10 protein-coding genes are annotated in these 16,981 nt (G+C 66.3%); 4 read left to right on the top strand and 6 right to left on the bottom strand.

Annotated elements, in window-relative coordinates; all coding sequences use genetic code 11:
- The first annotated feature begins 42 nt into the window (after positions 1-42).
- Together FF090_RS16185 and FF090_RS16180 are read left to right on the top strand one after the other, a co-directional pair.
- The gene (locus FF090_RS16185) at positions 43-2,052 is read left to right on the top strand and encodes an acetyl-CoA carboxylase biotin carboxylase subunit (RefSeq protein WP_138857708.1); all 2,010 of its coding nucleotides are present in this window, start codon (positions 43-45) and stop codon (positions 2,050-2,052) included.
- A gap of 136 nt (positions 2,053-2,188) precedes the next feature.
- Complete coding sequence (locus FF090_RS16180) at positions 2,189-3,097, top strand: hydroxymethylglutaryl-CoA lyase (RefSeq protein ID WP_138857707.1); 909 nt, start codon at positions 2,189-2,191, stop codon at positions 3,095-3,097.
- A gap of 15 nt (positions 3,098-3,112) precedes the next feature.
- Here the strand turns inward: FF090_RS16180 and FF090_RS16175 are convergent, their stop codons facing one another.
- From FF090_RS16175 to FF090_RS16150, 6 genes are all read right to left on the bottom strand, one after another.
- Positions 3,113-5,371, bottom strand: a complete 2,259-nt coding sequence (locus FF090_RS16175; RefSeq protein ID WP_138857706.1) for a GGDEF/EAL domain-containing response regulator — start codon at positions 5,369-5,371, stop codon at positions 3,113-3,115.
- 80 nt (positions 5,372-5,451) lie between these two features.
- Positions 5,452-7,806, bottom strand: coding sequence for a YgiQ family radical SAM protein (locus tag FF090_RS16170; RefSeq protein ID WP_138857705.1), 2,355 nt, complete (start codon positions 7,804-7,806; stop codon positions 5,452-5,454).
- A 100-nt stretch (positions 7,807-7,906) separates the two neighbouring features.
- Positions 7,907-10,099, bottom strand: coding sequence for a molybdopterin-dependent oxidoreductase (locus FF090_RS16165; protein ID WP_138857704.1), 2,193 nt, complete (start codon positions 10,097-10,099; stop codon positions 7,907-7,909).
- A 3-nt stretch (positions 10,100-10,102) separates the two neighbouring features.
- Complete coding sequence (locus FF090_RS16160; protein WP_138857703.1) at positions 10,103-10,888, bottom strand: substrate-binding periplasmic protein; 786 nt, start codon at positions 10,886-10,888, stop codon at positions 10,103-10,105.
- 99 nt (positions 10,889-10,987) lie between these two features.
- Positions 10,988-11,770 carry a substrate-binding periplasmic protein gene (locus FF090_RS16155; protein WP_138857702.1) on the bottom strand — a complete coding sequence of 261 codons (783 nt, stop codon included), beginning with the start codon at positions 11,768-11,770 and terminating at the stop codon, positions 10,988-10,990.
- Positions 11,771-11,874: 104 nt separating this feature from the next.
- Complete coding sequence (locus tag FF090_RS16150; protein WP_138857701.1) at positions 11,875-12,234, bottom strand: PilZ domain-containing protein; 360 nt, start codon at positions 12,232-12,234, stop codon at positions 11,875-11,877.
- A 122-nt stretch (positions 12,235-12,356) separates the two neighbouring features.
- Between FF090_RS16150 and FF090_RS16145 the strand changes: the two genes are divergently transcribed.
- Complete coding sequence (locus FF090_RS16145; RefSeq protein WP_138857700.1) at positions 12,357-12,854, top strand: 3'-5' exonuclease; 498 nt, start codon at positions 12,357-12,359, stop codon at positions 12,852-12,854.
- A 138-nt stretch (positions 12,855-12,992) separates the two neighbouring features.
- Entirely contained in the window at positions 12,993-16,979 is a 3,987-nt protein-coding gene (locus FF090_RS16140) for a CHASE domain-containing protein (protein WP_138857699.1), read from the top strand.
- Positions 16,980-16,981: the final 2 nt, after the last annotated feature.

Raw genomic sequence — 16,981 nt, 5'->3', positions numbered from 1 at the left:
CTTGCGCCAACGAGGCGTCATTCGTCCCACAAGGACCGCCAGATGTTCAAGAAGATCCTGATCGCCAATCGCGGCGAAATCGCTTGCCGCGTGGCCGCCACCGCACGCCGGATGGGCATTCAAACCGTGGCCGTGTATTCCGAGGCCGATGCCCGCGCTCAGCATGTGCTGGCCTGCGACGAGGCGGTGCTGATTGGCGGCCCGGCGCCGCGCGATTCCTATCTGCAGTGGGAGCGCATCCTGGCGGCTGCCAAGGCTACGGGCGCCCAGGCCATCCACCCGGGCTATGGCTTTCTCTCAGAGAACGAAGGCTTTGCGCAGGCCTGTGCCGAGGCCGGTGTGGTCTTCATCGGCCCGCCGGCCAGCGCCATCCTGGCCATGGGCCTGAAGGCCGAGAGCAAGCGCCTGATGGAAGCGGCCGGTGTGCCCCTTGTGCCCGGCTACCACGGGGCTGATCAGGATCCGGCTCTGCTGAAGCGCGAAGCCGACCGCATCGGCTACCCGGTGCTGATCAAGGCCAGCGCCGGCGGCGGTGGCAAGGGCATGCGGGCGGTGATGGCGGCCGAGGAATTCGATGCCGCCCTGGCCAGCTGCAAGCGCGAGGCCATCAACAGCTTTGGCGACGATGCGGTGCTGATCGAGCGCTATGTGCAGCGGCCCCGCCATATCGAGATCCAGGTCTTTGGCGACACGCAGGGGGACTGCGTCTATCTGTTCGAGCGCGATTGCTCGGTGCAGCGCCGCCATCAGAAGGTATTGGAAGAGGCGCCGGCCCCGGGCATGACGGCCGAGCGCCGCCGTGAGATGGGCGAGGCGGCGGTGGCCGCGGCCAAGGCCGTGGGCTATGTGGGCGCGGGCACGGTGGAGTTCATCGCCGAGCAGGACGGTCGCTTCTACTTCATGGAGATGAACACCCGGCTGCAGGTTGAGCACCCGGTCACCGAGGCCATCACCGGCCTGGACCTGGTGGAGTGGCAGCTGCGCGTGGCCGCCGGCCAGCCCCTGCCGCTGAAGCAGTCGGAGCTGCGCATCCACGGCCACGCCATCGAGGCGCGCATCTGTGCCGAGAACCCCGAGGCCGGCTTCCTGCCCGCCACCGGATCGCTGGACGTGCTTCGTTGGCCGGCGCACAGCAGTTTTGTTCGCTCTGACGTTCGGGTGGACACCGGCGTGGTCGAGGGCGATGCCATCAGCCCCTACTACGACTCGATGGTGGCCAAGCTCATCGTCTGGGGCGAGGACCGCGCCCAGGCCCTGGCCCGCCTGGATGCGGCCCTGGCCCAGACCCATATCGTCGGCCTGCAGACCAATGTGGCCTTTCTGCGCCGCTGTGCGGCCACGCAGAGCTTCACGGGCGCGGACCTGGACACCGGCCTGATCGAGCGCGAGCGCGCCGCCCTGTTCGGCCAGCCCGGCCTGCCGCTGGATGTGGCCGCCGCCGCCGTGGTGGCCCACAGCCTTGCGCTGGAGGCCCGCACGCAAGATGCCGACCCCTGGAGCCGGCGCGATGGCTTCCGCCTGACCGGCGACGCGGTGCGGCGCTTTGATCTGGCCGAGGGTGCGACCCACCACGAAATCCAGCTGCGCCGCCCGCAGCGTGGCGCCATGGTGCTGAGCGTGAATGGCGTGGAGCAAACCTTTGCGGTCGATTCCGCCAGCCCCGAGCGCCATGTGCTGCTCTTGGGCAACTGCGAGGGCGAGGGCCTGGGCCAGCGCCGCATCACGGTGCAGACCTATGCGCGCGGCGAGGACGTGACCGTGTTCGCGCCACAGGGCAGCGCCACCCTGACCGAGGTGGATGTGATTGCCCACGCCGGCGAGGGCGCGCCCAGCGCGGGCCGCCTGACAGCCCCGATGCCGGGCAAGCTCGTGGCCCTGCTGGTGAAGGCGGGAGACGCCGTCAAGGCCGGCCAGGCGCTGGCGGTGATGGAAGCGATGAAGATGGAACACACGCTGAACAGCCCGCGCGACGGCAAGGTGGCTGAGTTGCTGTATGCCGTGGGCGACCAGCTCAGCGACGGCGCCGAACTCCTGCGCCTGGAAGAGGCATGACCCTCCCCCGAAGCGCCGTTGGCGCTTCCCCCTCAAGGGGGCGCCACCAGCGGCCCGGCAAAGCCGGTTCCGCGGTGGCCGCTTGATGAATGCTCGACATCGCTGTCTGGGCGTTTAAAGGACTGTAAGGACTGAAATGGCACTTCCGAATCGCGTCACCCTCTGCGACGTCGGGCCGCGCGACGGCCTGCAAAACGAGAAGCAGGTGGTCGCAGCCGCCGACAAAGTGGAGCTGATCCACCGCCTGCAGGCTGCCGGCATTCGCCGCCTGGAGGCCACCAGCTTTGTCAGCCCGAAGTGGGTGCCGCAGATGGGTGACAACGCCGAGGTCATGGCCGGCATCCAGCGTCGCTCCGATGTGGCCTATGCGGTGCTGGTGCCCAATGCCAAGGGCCTGGAGGCCGCGCTGCCCACCCGGCCCGACGAGATCGTGGTCTTCACGGCGGCCAGCGAGGCATTTGCGCAGAAGAACATCAACTGTTCCATCGCCGAGAGCATCGAGCGTTTTGCGCCCGTGGTGGCGCAAGCGAAGGCGGCCGGTATCAAGGTGCGTGCGGCGCTCAGCTGCGCCATCGGATGCCCCTACGAGGGCGACATCCATCCGGACAAGGTGGATGCGGTGGCGGCGCAGTTGGCGGCCATTGGCGTCGATCACATCGGCGTCAGCGACACCATCGGCGTGGGCACGCCGCGCCGCATTCAGCAGGCGCTGGAGCGCGCCCTGAAGCACTTCCCGCTGCACGAGGTGAGCGGCCACTACCACGACACCTATGGCCAGGCCTTGGCCAATGTGTACGCCAGTCTGGAAGTGGGTGTGAGCACCTTTGACGCCAGCGTCGGCGGCCTGGGTGGCTGCCCCTATGCCAAGGGCGCGACAGGGAATGTGGCGACCGAGGACGTGGTCTTCATGCTCAACGGCTTGGGCATTGAGACTGGCGTGGATCTCGACGGTCTGGTGGATGCTGCGGCCTTCATCAGCGGGGTGCTGGGCCGGCCGCCGGTGAGCCGCGTGGCGCGGGCCGTGCTGGCCAAGCGCCAGGCCTGAACCTGTGAGCGCGGATCAGGCGGCGGGCTTGGCCCCGCCCGCCTGTTGCGCCATCCAGCCTTCCAGCAGTTCGCCCGGCATGGGGCGGGCAAACAGATAGCCCTGGCCCTCGTGGCAGCCCAGGGCCACCAACTGCGCGGCCTGCTCTTCGGTCTCGATACCTTCGGCCAGCACTTGCATGCCGAGAGTGCGACCCAGGTTGACCACCATGGCGGCGATGCTGGAGCCGGCGGCCGAGGTCTGAGCCTCCTGCACAAAAGCCCGGTCGATTTTCAGGCGTTCGACCTGCAACTGGCGCAGCTGGCTCAAGGACGAGAAGCCGGTGCCAAAGTCGTCGATCGCGACCGTGGCGCCGGTAGCGCGGATGTCGGCCAGCACATGCAGCACCATTTCCACGTCTTCCATGGCCATGGATTCGGTGATCTCCAGCTCCAGGGCCTCGCCCGGCACCTCAGTGTCGCGCATGGCGGCCTGCAGGGTCGGGATGAACTGCGGATGGCGGAACTGCGCCAGCGAGATGTTCACCGCCATGCGGAAGTCCATGAAGCCCAGGTCGCGCAGGTGCTTGACCTGGTAGCAAGCGGTGCGCAGCACGAACTCGCCGATCGAGATGATCAGTCCGCTCTGCTCGGCCAGCGGGATGAACTGGTCGGGCGGGACGAACTTGCCTTCCTCGTTGCGCCAGCGCAGCAGGGCTTCGGCACCCACCACGCGGCGGGTGGCAAGTTCGACCTGCGGCTGGTAGACCACGAAGAGGCGACGCGCCTCGAAGCTGGCGCGCAGTCCCTTGAGCAGCTTGAAGCGTTCGCGGGCGTCCACGCCCATCTCGGCGCTGAAGTACTGCGCCGCGCCGCGGTGCATCTGCTTGGCGCGCTTGAGCGCGATGTGGGCGTCCAGCAGCAGCTCGGAACCCAAGGCGCTGCTGTCGGAAAGCCGCACCAGACCCGTGGTGGCCGAGAGCTGCAGGCGTTCGCCCGCCACGGTGAAGGGCTCGGCGAACACGGCGGCCAGCCCGGCGGCATTCACCCCTTCGTTGGGGCCCATCAAGCCGAAGGTGTCGGCCGAGATGCGCGCCATCTCGCAGCGCTCGACATAGCGCTCGCCCAGGCGGGCGGCCACGGCCTGCAGCACCTGGTCGCCAAAGCGATGGCCGAAGGCGTCGTTGATGTCGGAGAAATCGTCGATGTCGATCAGCGCCAGCGACAAGCCGTCGGGCGACTGCAGATGGCGCTCCAGCAACTCGATGAAGCGGTTGCGGTTGGGCAGCTGCAGCAGCTGATCGTTATAGGCGTGATCCAGCAACTGGCCATACATGGCCACGTTGTCAAAGCCGATGGCCACCGTCGAGATAAAGGTGTGCAGCAGGGGCAGTTCCAACTCTTGCGGTGCGCGCGGCAGATCCGCCAGCATCACCAGCACGCGCTCGTTGGAGAGCGCGAAATGCAGGGCCAGTCGGTTCTCGAAGCGCGACTGCCCGCTGCGAATGACGCTTTCGATGCACTCGCGCAAATCGGCCTGCTCGACCAGCGTCAGCGAAGCCCCCAGCAAACTGGCCTGCGGACCGGCGGTGGCGACCACCCGGGCTTGTTCCACCGGGTCGGCCCGGTGGTGCACGCACACCAAGCCCTGGGGCAGGGCTTCGAACAGGCTGCACAGATGCTGCAGCGCGACCTCGGCAAAGCGCGGCAGGGTGCGGATCTGGCTCAGCTCGTTGGCCGCTTCCAGCACGCGCGCCAGGCCGCGCCGGCCGGCCTGTAGCTCGCAGATCTGCTTGTAGGAGCGGATCGCGGCGGTCAGTACCGTGTAAAGCCGCGTGCGGGTCAGCTCGGACTTGGTCTTGTAGTCGTTGATATCGAGCGCGCGCACGGTCTCGATCTCGGGCGCGTAACCGGGTTGGCCGGTGCGCAGCACGATGCGCAGGGCATCCAGCCCGGCGTTGGCGCGGATGTGGCGCACCAGCTGCAGGCCGGCGTCTTCGCTTTCCATCACCACATCGAGCAGGGCCACCGCCAGGTCGCCTTCGCGGCCCAGCAGCTCGCGCGCCTGGGCGGCGGAGTCGGCGTGCAAGAAGGTGAGCTTGCGCCCCTCGATGACCAAGCCTTGCATGGCCAGCTCGGTGGCCTTGTGGACGTCGCTGTCGTCGTCGACGATCAACACGCGCCACGGATCATGGGCATGCGTGTCGGTGCCAACGTGATCGTGCTCCTCGATCAGCTCGAGCACATCGTCGTCGGGATCAAACCGAGAATCTGAAGGCGGGAGGATGTCGGACATGCGGGCCGTGAGTCGGTCGGTCCGCTGGAGTATGCGTCAGTTCTTTGGCCGATGTGGCCCGCCGAGCACCGGGTTGTCCCTCAAGCCTTGTCGCGTTTGTGCCGCGCCGTGCGGGTCTTCCCCTGCTCGCGTGGGGGCAGGCCGGTGTGCTGGGTCAGCAGGGTGCCAGGGCCGGGCTTGCGCAAGCCGCGCGGATCGGTGGATTGGCGGGCAGAGGGCTTGTTCACCGGGGCGCTTGAACCACGGCGTGCGCTGCCGCAGCTGCCCCCCTCGGCCTGGGGCTGCCAGCTGGGAATCAGATGGTGCTTGCCATTGCCGATCAGGTCGGCGCGGCCCATGTCCTGCAGGGCTTGGCGCAGCAGCGGCCAGTTGTTGGCATCGTGGTAGCGCAGGAAGGCTTTGTGCAGGCGGCGGCGCTTTTCGCCCTTGACGATGTCCACCGCCTCGCTGTCGCGGGTGACCTTGCGCAGCGGGTTCTTGCCGGAGTGGTACATGGCCGTGGCCGTGGCCATGGGGCTGGGGTAGAAGGTCTGCACCTGGTCGGCACGGAAGCCGTTTTTCTTCAGCCAGACGGCCAGATTCATCATGTCCGCATCGCTGGTGCCGGGGTGGGCGGCGATGAAGTAAGGAATCAGGTACTGCTTCTTGCCGGCCGCCGCACTGGCGGCTTCGAACAGCTGCTTGAAGCGGTCGTAGGTGCCAATGCCGGGCTTCATCATCTTGCTGAGCGGCCCGGTCTCGGTGTGTTCGGGCGCGATCTTCAGGTAGCCGCCCACATGGTGGGTGACCAGCTCGGTGATGTACTCGGGGCTCTGCACGGCCAGGTCGTAGCGCAGGCCCGAGCCGATCAGGATCTTCTTCACGCCCTTGAGCGCGCGGCCCTTGCGGTAGAGCTGGATCAGCGGGCCATGGTCGGTGTGCAGGTTCGGGCAGATGCCAGGGTAGACGCAGCTGGGCTTGCGGCAGCTGGCCTCGATTTCCTTGGACTTGCAGCCGATGTGCCACATATTGGCGGTGGGGCCGCCCAAATCGCTGATGACGCCGGTGAAGCCCTGCACCTTGTCGCGGATGTCCTCGATCTCACGCAGCACCGACTCCTCGGAGCGGCTCTGGATGATGCGGCCCTCGTGCTCGGTGATGGAGCAGAAGGTGCAGCCGCCAAAGCAGCCGCGCATGATGTTGATCGAGAAGCGGATCATTTCCCAGGCCGGGATCTTGGTCGCGCCGTCATGGCGGCCCTGCTCGTCGGCGTAGCGCGGGTGCGGGCTGCGCGCATAGGGCAGGTCGAACACATGGTCCATCTCGGCGGTTGAGAGCGGGACGGGCGGCGGGTTCAGCCACACATCGCGCACCGAGGGGCCATCGCCATGGCGCTGCACCAGTGCGCGGGCATTGCCGGGGTTGGTCTCCAAGTGCAGCACGCGGTTGGCATGGGCGTAGAGCACCGGGTCGGACTTGATCTGCTCAAAGGCAGGCAGGCGGATGACCGAACGCTCGCGCGGCGGGGTGACGGCGCGGGCGTCGCTCTTGGCCACGGTGCGGCGCACGATCTGGATCGGTTTTTCGGTGTTGGTCGGCGCACTGCTGGCGCAAGCCGCACCCTGCGCCTCGCCGGTCTCTTCGGTGGTGGCGTAGGGGTTGATCAGCTCATCCACCTTGCCCGGCTGGTCCACGCTGCTGGAGTCGATCTCGAACCAGCCGGCCAAGGCCGGGTCGTCGATGCGCCGCATGAAAGCGGTGCCGCGCACATCGGTGATGGACTCGATGGGCTTGCGCGCCGCCAGTCGGTGGGCGATCTCGATGATGGCGCGCTCGGCATTGCCGTAGAGCAGCAGGTCGGCCTTGCTGTCCACCAGGATGGAGCGCCGCACCTTGTCGGTCCAGTAGTCGTAGTGCGCGATGCGGCGCAGCGAGGCCTCGATGCCGCCGATGATGACCGGCACATCCTTGTAGGCTTCCTTGCAGCGCTGGGTGTAGACCAGGGTGGCGCGGTCCGGGCGCTTGCCGGCTTCACCGCCCGGGGTGTAGGCGTCATCGGTACGGATTTTTCGATCGGCCGTGTAGTGGTTGATCATCGAATCCATGTTGCCGGCGGCCACGCCGAAGAACAGCTTGGGCCGCCCGAGCACCTTGAAGGGCTCGGCCGAGTTCCAGTCCGGCTGCGCAATGATGCCGACGCGAAAGCCCTGGGCCTCCAGCGTGCGCCCGATCACCGCCATGCCGAAGCTGGGGTGGTCCACATAGGCATCGCCGCTGACGATGATGATGTCGCACTCTTCCCAGCCCAGCTGCGCCATCTCTTCGCGGCTCATGGGCAGGAAGGGCGCAGCGCCAAATCGCTTGGCCCAGTAAGGGCGATAGGCCGTGAGTGCGCGCTCGGCCTTGGGCGGCTTCACCGTTTGGGCGGTGTGATGGTCGTCGCGGATCAGGGTCATGGCGGCCTACGGGGTGGGCTGGGGCAAACCCGAGATTGTCGGGGTTCGGCGCCGGTTTCTCCCTGTGGCCCCATAGGACGTAAGGGCTTGCGCTGTGAATTCAGGCCGGCCGGATGCGCACCGTGATGCCGCTGAGCACGGCATTGCCGCTCAAGGGGTCGCGTTCCCGATCACTGAGCAGGGCGTTGAAGTTCACACCCGGGCGCTGTGCGGCCACACGGAGTGGGGTCCCGGCGTGGCCCCAGCCGTGGGGCAGGCACACCAGACCGGGGCGCAGGGTCGTGCTCAGTTCAACAGGCACTCGCAGCGGATCGCCTGCCCCTTCGATCCAGGCGCAATCGGCCTCTGCCAAGCCCAGCCTCCGGGCGTCATCGGGGTGCATTTGCAAGGTGCAGCGCTCCGACCCTTTGGCCAACAGGGGCAGGTTGTGCATCCAGCTGTTGTTGGAGCGCAGGTCGCGGCGCCCGATCAGGGTCCACTCGGGCCTGGGTTCATCCAGCGCGGCGGCCAGGGCCTGGCGCTCGGCCAGGCATTCGGCCGGGGCCAATTCGATGCGCCCGCTGGCGGTGCGCAGCAACTCGGGGATGCGCGGCTGCAAGGGCCCCAGGTCCAGCCCGGCCGGCGCAGCCCGGACTTGGGCCAGGTTCAAACCCTCGGGGCGGCGGCCAAAAGCGTCACCATAGGGGCCCAGGCGCAGGCCCAGATCGACCAATCGCTGCGGGCCGGGGCGATCGCCCAGGGCGGCCCGCACGGGCGCGCGCAGTTCCTCGGGCAGATGGCGGGCCAGCTCCTCGTCCAGCATCGCGTCATCCAACTCGGCCAACGGGGCGCGCCAGTCCCGCCCCTGCACCAGGGCGCTCAGGAGAAGCAGCTGCTCCCAATCGTCCGGCTGTTCGCTCGGCAGCAGGGCCTCGCTCCAGCGTGCGTGGTTGCGGATGCTGAGCTGGCTGAAGGCGATGTCGTAGTGCGCCACCTCCAGGGCCGAGCGGCCCGGCAGGATCACATCGGCATGGCGGGTGGTTTCGTTGACATAGATGTCCAGGCTGAGCATGAAGTCCAGCTCACCCAGCGCGGCGTCCAGCGCAGCGCCACCGGGGCAGGACAGGGCCGGGTTGGCGGCCACGCTGATGAGCGCACGAACCTGGCCGGGGCCGGGGGTCTGGATCTCTTCGCGCAGGCAGGTGATGGGCAGTTCGCCATTGACCTCGAGGGCGCCGCTGACCCGGCTGTGGCGTCGCCCCAGGCGCACACCCTTGGCAGGTCCGGGGAGGGTGTTGGCCGCAAAAGCCGGGGCCTTGGGGAACATGGCGCCGCCTTCGCGGTCCAGGTTGCCGGTCAGCACGTTCAGGGCGTCGACCAGCCAGGCATTCACGGTGCCAAAGCGCGTGGTGTGGGTGCCGATGCGGCCGTAGACGGCCGCGCGCGGCGCGGCTGCCAAATCGCGCGCCAACTGCCGTATGGCGCCGGCATCCAGGCCGCAGCGAGCAGCAACTTGTTCGGGCGCGTATGGCTGCACAAAGTCGCGCAATGCTTCCAGGCCATTGAGGTGCTCGTCCAGGCGGCCGGGTTGCACCCGCCCCTCCTCGAACAAGGTGGCGCACAGGGCGGCGAGCAGGAAGACGTCGGTGCCCGGGCGAATGGCCAGGTGCTGGTCGGCAATGGCGGCGGTTTCGCTGTGGCGCGGGTCCACCACCACCAGGCGGCCGCCGCGCTGGCGCAGCGCCCGCAGGCGCTCACGCACATCGGGCACGGTCCACATCGAGCCGTTCGAGGCCAAGGGATTGCCGCCCAGGATCAGCAGGAAATCGCTGCGGTCGATGTCCGGCACGGCGACCGAGAACCAATGCCCGAACATCAGCGCACTGCTGAGTTGCTTGGGCATTTGGTCTAAGGTGGAGGCCGAAAACAGATTGCGCGTGCCTAGCGCGCGCGCCAGGCGCGGGAAGTAGGCCAGCAGGCCCATGCGGTGCACGACCGGATTGCCCAGCACCGTGGCCACGGCGTCAGGCCCGTGCTCGCGCAGGATGGGCAGCAGGCGGACCTCGATCTCGGCGTAGGCCTCGTTCCAACTCACCGGCACCAAGCGCCCCTGGCGTTTGACCAGGGGCTGGCGCAGGCGATCCGGGTCGTCGTGCAGATCCTTCAGCGCCAGCGCTTTGGGGCAGAGATAGCCGCGCGAGAAGGGATCGTCAGGTTCGCCCCGAATGCGCTGGACGCGGCCGTCGTGCAACTCAATGCGCAGGCCGCAACTGGCTTCGCATAGCGGGCAGATGCGATAGCTGCCCGCCGTCATGGCTTACTCGGAGCCGCGCGTCAGCGGTGCGACCCTGACCTTGAAGGTCGGGTTCATGCGCACCATCTTCACACCCGTCCAGATCATGCGCACGGCCATGTCATTGCGGGCAGCGAAGTCTTTGTTGAAGAGGGTGAAGTAGGGCTTCTCCACCATGGGCGGATTGACCCGCACCAAAGCGGCACGCAGGGCGGGGTTCTGGGCTAGGGAGGCATCGCCCTCGCTGATGGAGACCACGCCGGCTTGGTAGCGGCCCTCGGCCACGCGCTTTAGCACCTCGTCGGCCGAGGTGGTGTTGTCTTCCACCCGAGCGCCCAGTTCCTTGAGTTGGGCCACCACTGAAAAGCCGCTCTGGGCACCGATCAGACCTGATGCCTTCAGGGACTTGCCGTCCCAGTTCACCGGGTGATCTTTGTGCCGGTAGAAGGCGTAGGAGGCGTAATACATGCGCCTTGTGGTGTCCGGGCTATCGCCTTCCATCGGGTAGACGGCGAACTCCGCTCGTTCTTTGGAGTAGCTGCCGCTGATGGCTCCGTCCATCTTGCCCTCCTTGACGGCCGCCAGGCAGGCCTTCCAGGGCATGGGCGTAAGTTTGATGCTGATGTGCGCCTGCTTGGCCACCTCGGCCATCATCAGCTGGGAATAGCCCTGCCGCGCCCCAGTGAAGATCCAGGGCGCGTTTTCCACGTCTTCATGGCAAAGCGAGACGTTTGTGTTGGTTTGCGCGCTGGCACCCAGGGTGCAGATGGACAACGCGCAAATTGCAGAGCGGGCCAGAGTAAAGGTCATGCGAGGGGTGGGTGAACGGAAAGCTCGCAAGTGTGTCACCAGCCGCCCCTGGAGCCCCCAATCCCCTTCAGCAAATAGCGGCGTATTCCGCAGCGGCGCTTATTCAGAACCCTTGGTCAGGCTCGCCACCTGGGCTTTGAAGGCCGGATCGTTGCGGACCTTGACGATGGCATTCCAAACGGCGCGGGCATTGGCACTGTTCTTGGCCGTGTAGGCCTTGGAGAAGAAGGTGTAGTAGGCCTTCTCCACAAAGGCCGGGTTGACCTTCTCGACCGCTTCCCGGATGGCGGGGTTGTCGGCCAAAGTGGTGTCGCCCTCGTTGACCTGCACCACGCCGGCGACGTACTTGCCGGCCGCCACGCGCTTGAGCACCTCGTCCGCCGTCGGGGTGTTGTCCTCCACCTTGGCGCCGGCCTCTTTCAGTTGACCCACCACCGAGAAGCCGGCCTGGGCACCGATCAGGCCCGGTGCGGTCAGCACCTTGCCGTCCCAAGCGACTTTGGCCCCCTTGGCCTTGTAGATGTAATAGGCCGCGCGGTACATGCGACGCGTGGCATCGACCTCGCCATCCAGCTTGCTCGGGTAGTCCGCAAACTCGGCCCGTTCCTTGTTGTGGCTGCCGCTCACGGCGCCGTCGATGGTGCCGGCCTTCACGCCAGCCAGGCATTCCTTCCAGGACATGGGCGTGACTTTGACGGAGAAGCCCACGGTCTTCTCGACCTCGGCCATCATGATCTGCACATAGCCGGCCTTGCCCGCGCCCATCAGGATCCAGGGCACGTTGTCGGCGTTCTCCATGCACAAGTTGACGTTGGCCAGCGCCGAGCCTTGGGCTGCGGTCAGGGCCAGGAGGGCGGCGATACGTGGGGCGGTCATCTTCATCACAACATCTCCGAAGGGTGGGTGGGTGGATGGGTTCAGTGTGCGCGCGGCGGCGCAATTGACAAGGCCGGTTGGCCCCAATGTGGCATGTGCGAAACAGCGGTTCAAGCAGCCAGCAGGGCTTTGAGCTCACGCTCAAGCAGCTTGCTGCTGCCCAGATTCATTTCCACCAGGCGGCGCAGGTGGCTGATGGACTCCAGATCGATGCAGCGGCACTGCAGCCCGACTTGATCGGCCTTCACATGGGCCAACTCGGCGGCCATCTTGACGGTCGCGTCGCCCAGGCGCAGGGCCAGCAGGCAGGGCTCGCCGGCCTCCAGCTTGACGGGTTGGGGCAGGGTCAGCAGGGCGCCCTGCAAGGACAGGTCCAGCACCTGCACATCCAGCCGGGCATCCACGGTGATGAGTTGGGCCGCACTGGCGAAGTGAATGCGCGAAAAGTGGCGTCGGTCTTCGGGCTTCATGGTGCGGTGGGGCGCGTTTGAAGAGGCACCCATCATGCGCGCAAAAGGGGGGGCTCGCCAGTTGAGCCGTACTCGGGGCTTTCCAGGGGGCGCTCGGTGCTTGCGCTCATTACAGTCACCCAATGCCTACCGCGTCAGCGCCCGCCTTCATCGACATCGAAGCCAGTGGCTTTGGCCGTGGCAGCTACCCCATTGAGATCGGCTTCGTCGACCCGCAGGGGCAGCTCTTTTGCACCCTGGTGCAGCCGCAGGCCGATTGGTCGCATTGGGACGAACAGGCTGCGGCCCTGCACGGCATTGCACGTGAGTTGCTGGACAGCCATGGCAAGCCCTGCGACTGGGTGGCGGCGCAACTGAACCAGCGCTTGGCTGGGCAGACCGTCTACTGCGATGGCTGGGGTCAGGACTATCCCTGGCTGCAGCGTCTGTTTGAAGCCGCCGAACAGGCGCCGAGCTTTCGGTTGGAAGATTTGCGCACCCTGCTCAGCGAGAGCGAGGCCGCCGCCTGGCATGGGGTGGTGAGGCGAGTACGTGAAGAGTTGTCGATCGGCCGGCATCGCGCCAGCAGCGATGCCAAGGTGTTGCAGATTGCGCTGCAAAGGCTCAGGACGCCGCCCTAGCTCTTCAACTCTGATCCGCACAAGACATCAATTGGCGCGCACAGGGAGAAAAAAATGGGTGCCAACGGACTTTCAGTCATGGTGACGACCCCTCACAGGCCCCTGTTGGCGGCCATTCGCGTCATGTAGGGGCGACCGATGTCGGCGCCCACGTCCCGCTTTTCGCTGGCTGCGGCCACGTGGATCGCGGTGATCTACGCGGCCTTGGCCTGGCTGGCGATGTTGCCGGGCGAGCATCAGTCGGCTTCGGGTGGCGTGTTCCCGGCGGCGGGCTTCGCGCTGGTGGCGGCGCTGCGCTTTGGATTGCCGGGCGTGGCGGCCGTGCTGGTCGGGGCACTGTTGTCCCATCTTGCGCTGCTCGTGCAGGGCGGTGCGTCCACGGGTTTGGCCGCTGCTTTGTCGGTCGGCTGCGCGCTGCAGGCTTGGGCGGGTCGGGCCTTGGTTTGGGCGGGGCTGGGTGAGCGCTGGCAGTGCTTGGAGCGGGATCGCGATTTGCTGCGCTTTTTGCTGCTGGGCGGGCTGCTGTCCAGCGGCATTGCCACCGGCGTGGCGGCGGGGGCGCAGCTTGTCGCCGGAGGCTTGCCCCCATCCCAAGTGGGTTGGTTGATCTGGAACGGGTGGCTGGCCAATGCCTTGGGGGTGCTTTTGGTGGCGCCCTTGTGCGTTGCGATGCTGTTCCGCGGCGAACCCGCGTGGCGCAGTCGGTTCCTTCATCTGGCGTTGCCCACAGCCGGTGTGCTGGTCTTGGTTGTCGCGGCCTTGTTGACCACCCGTGCGTGGGAGTCCGAGAGCCGCCACCACGCGGTGTCGGACCAAGGCGCTGCCGTGGTGGCCACTTTGGAGCACCATGTGCGCGCAGATGCCGAGGCGGTGAAGGCCCTGGCGCGCGCCTACGAGGTGACGCCCTATCTCAGTCGCGAAGAATTCGATCACTTCGCACGCGGTGCCTTGGACGGGCGCATCGGCATCTTGGCGCTGAGCTTCAACCCTCTCGTGCCGCAGGCGCAGCGCACTGCGTTTGAACTGGCCCAACGCGAGACCTATCGCAACGAGCGCTTGAGGATCGTGGAGCGCGACGGTGCCGGCCAGTTGATTCCCGCGGCCGAACGGGCGGAGTACGTCCCCGTCGGTTACATCAGCCCATTGGAGGTCAATAAGGCGGCCCTGGGCTTCGATATCAACTCCGAGCCCAAGCGCCGGGACGCCATCGCGCGGGCCCGGCGTTCGGGTGAGCTCGTGCTGACCGAGCCGGTCCGGCTGGTGCAGGCGGTGGATCAGCGGGTGGGCGTGTTGGCACTCGCGCCGGTCTACAAGCTCAAGGGCGCGAGGGATCTGCACGGCTTTGTGGTGGCGGTGTTTGACGTCGGGCCCAAGATCGAAGCCGCGGCCCGAGGTGCGCTGTCGCCCGGCTTGATGCTCACCGTGGCGGATGTCGGGGCAGGCAGTCGCGCGCCCCTGCTCTTTGGGGCGGTGTCCGAGGCGGCGCAGCGCATCCAGCCGGTGTGGCAGGAGGTGGCCCATCTGGGCGGTCGCGATTGGTCCATCAGGATCTACCCGGCGCAGGGGCTGGGGGCAGGCGGTCAGTCCTGGGTTTCGCTCGCAGTGGGCGCGGCGGCGCTGGTGTTCACCACGCTGTTCCAGTTCATCTTGTTGTCCACCACCGGGCGCGCCAGCATGGTTGAGGCGTTGGTGGAGCAGCGGACCGCCGACCTGCACGAGGCCAGTCGGGCCTTGGCGCTCACGGTGGAGGAGTTGCGTGAGGAAAGGCAGCGCTTTTCGGACTACACCGCAGCGTCCACCGACTGGTATTGGGAGATGGATAGCGAATTGCGCTTCTCTCATTTTTCTGAGCGCAACGAAATCATTCTGGGCGTGAGTTCCAAAAAGTCTCTGGGGCGTCGACGCGAGGAGATTGCCGATCCGAGGGATTTGGCCACCCCTGAATGGCAGGCGCACTTGGCAGCGCTGTCGCGGCACGAGGCCTTTCGCGACTTCGAGTACCAATTGCGGGGCGACTTCACCGGGCGCTGGCTGAGCGTCAGCGGCATTCCCTACTTCGACAGCACCGGCACCTTCAAGGGTTATCGCGGCACCGGCTCGGATATCACCGCCCGCAAGCGGGCCGAGCTGACGGTGGAATACGAACGCAAGCGTTTCCACGACTTCACAGTCAGCTCGGCGGACTGGTTTTGGGAGACCGATGAGGATCTGCGCTTTACGTTTCTGTCTGAGCGCTACCAAGCGGTCACGGGCAGTTCGCCCGCCTCAGTTCTGGGCCGTCGCCGTGACGAACTGGTGGACGCTGAGCAACTGGGGCGCGCGGACTGGCAGGCGCATTTCCTCGCCGTGTCGCGGCGTGAGGCCTATCGGAACTTTGAGTACCGGCCGAAGGAGTGCGGTGGCGCGGTTTGGGTGCAGGTCAGTGGCACGCCGGTTTTCGATGCGGAGGGGCGCTTCAAAGGCTACCGCGGCACGGGATCCAACGTCACGGCCTACAAAGAGGCGCAGCAAGCGGCGTTGCGGGCCCATCGCATCTTGGAGGATGCGATCAAGAATTTGGCGCAGGGCTTCACCCTCTACGACGAGCAGGATCGGCTGGTGTTGAGCAACCAGGCCTATCGAACCTTCTACCCGGAGGTCACCGACTTGATCGAACCCGGCATCCGCTTTGAGGAGATGCTGAGGGCCGGTGCTGAGCGTGGTCAATATGCGGCGGACGCTGACCCACTGAGCGAGTTGGTGGAGCGGCGCCTTGCCCATCACCGCAGGGCCAATGGAGAGCCCCTGGAGTTGCTGCTCAGCAATGGGCGCTGGTTGATGATCCTGGAGACACGCACCTCCATGGACTACATCGTTGGCAACTGCATGGACATCACGACTCGAAAGCGAGCCGAGATGGAGTTGGAACGCCATCGTCTGCACTTGGAGGCGCTGGTGGAGGAGCGCACGGCGGAGCTGGCAAAGGCCAAGCGCGTGGCCGAGTCGGCGAATCTGGCCAAGAGCGCCTTCCTGGCGAACATGAGCCATGAAATCCGCACGCCGCTGAACGCCATTGCTGGCATGGCCCACATGATCCGGCGCGGCGGTCTGACGCCGCGACAGACCGAGCAGATGGGCAAGCTGGAGGCTGCCAGCGAGCATCTGCTCAGCACGATCAACGCCGTTTTGGAGCTGTCCAAGATCGAAGCAGGCAAATTCGAGTTGGAGGAGACGGCGCTGTCGGTCCACACCCTGCTAAACAACGTGGTTTCGATATTGCAGGATCGCGCGCAGAGCAAGCAGCTCAAGCTGATTGCTCAGTTTGATGCGCTTCCGCCGCACCTGCTGGGAGATCCGACGCGCCTGCAGCAGGCCCTGCTCAATTACGCAGGGAATGCCATCAAATTCACCGAGAAGGGACAGGTGGTTTTGCGTGTGGCTTTGGATGACGAAGACGCCCACAGCGTGTTGTTGCGTTTTGAGGTTCGAGACACCGGCATTGGCATCGCCCCCGAGGCGTTGAGTCGCTTGTTCGAGGCCTTTGAGCAGGCCGACAACAGCACCACGCGCAAGTACGGCGGCACGGGCTTGGGCCTGGCCATCACACGCAAATTCGCCGAGATGATGGGTGGCACGGCTGGCGCCCAGAGCACGCTGGGCGAGGGCAGCACCTTCTGGTTCACCGCCAGGCTGAAGAAGATGAGTGGTCCGATGGCGGCCGAATTGGCCGAGCGCAGCCCTGCAGCCGACAGGACGATCCTTCAAGAGCACCGAGGCAAGCGCGTGTTGCTGGTCGAGGACGAGCCCATCAATCGGGAAGTGACGCAGATGATGCTCGATGACGTGGGCCTTCTGGCGGACGTGGCGGAGGACGGCCAACAAGCACTCCAGATGGCCGAGCGCAGTGACTACGCTCTCATCCTGATGGATATGCAGATGCCCGTGATGGACGGACTGGAGGCCTCCCGGCGAATTCGACAACTGCCGCGCCATGCCCGCACACCCATCGTGGCGATGACGGCCAATGCCTTCGCGGAAGACAAGGCGCAATGCCTGGCTGCAGGCATGAACGACTTCATCACCAAGCCCGTGGTGCCGGAAGTGCTCAACGAGGCGCTGCTGCGTTGGCTGACAGCAGCGCCTTGACC

The organism is Inhella inkyongensis (assembly GCF_005952805.1).
Lineage (GTDB): Bacteria > Pseudomonadota > Gammaproteobacteria > Burkholderiales > Burkholderiaceae_C > Inhella > Inhella inkyongensis.
This window is presented reverse-complemented; position numbering and strand designations above follow the sequence as displayed.

Excerpts from the sequence above, each read along its gene's own strand:
- FF090_RS16155 (WP_138857702.1), bottom strand. The coding sequence starts at position 11,770 with ATGAAGATGACCGCCCCACGTATCGCCGCCCTCCTGGCCCTGACCGCA.
- FF090_RS16165 (WP_138857704.1), bottom strand. The coding sequence starts at position 10,099 with ATGACGGCGGGCAGCTATCGCATCTGCCCGCTATGCGAAGCCAGTTGC.
- FF090_RS16185 (WP_138857708.1), top strand. The coding sequence starts at position 43 with ATGTTCAAGAAGATCCTGATCGCCAATCGCGGCGAAATCGCTTGCCGC.
- FF090_RS16175 (WP_138857706.1), bottom strand. The coding sequence starts at position 5,371 with ATGTCCGACATCCTCCCGCCTTCAGATTCTCGGTTTGATCCCGACGAC.
- FF090_RS16145 (WP_138857700.1), top strand. The coding sequence starts at position 12,357 with ATGCCTACCGCGTCAGCGCCCGCCTTCATCGACATCGAAGCCAGTGGC.
- FF090_RS16160 (WP_138857703.1), bottom strand. The coding sequence starts at position 10,888 with ATGACCTTTACTCTGGCCCGCTCTGCAATTTGCGCGTTGTCCATCTGC.
- FF090_RS16180 (WP_138857707.1), top strand. The coding sequence starts at position 2,189 with ATGGCACTTCCGAATCGCGTCACCCTCTGCGACGTCGGGCCGCGCGAC.
- FF090_RS16140 (WP_138857699.1), top strand. The coding sequence starts at position 12,993 with ATGTCGGCGCCCACGTCCCGCTTTTCGCTGGCTGCGGCCACGTGGATC.
- FF090_RS16170 (WP_138857705.1), bottom strand. The coding sequence starts at position 7,806 with ATGACCCTGATCCGCGACGACCATCACACCGCCCAAACGGTGAAGCCG.
- FF090_RS16150 (WP_138857701.1), bottom strand. The coding sequence starts at position 12,234 with ATGAAGCCCGAAGACCGACGCCACTTTTCGCGCATTCACTTCGCCAGT.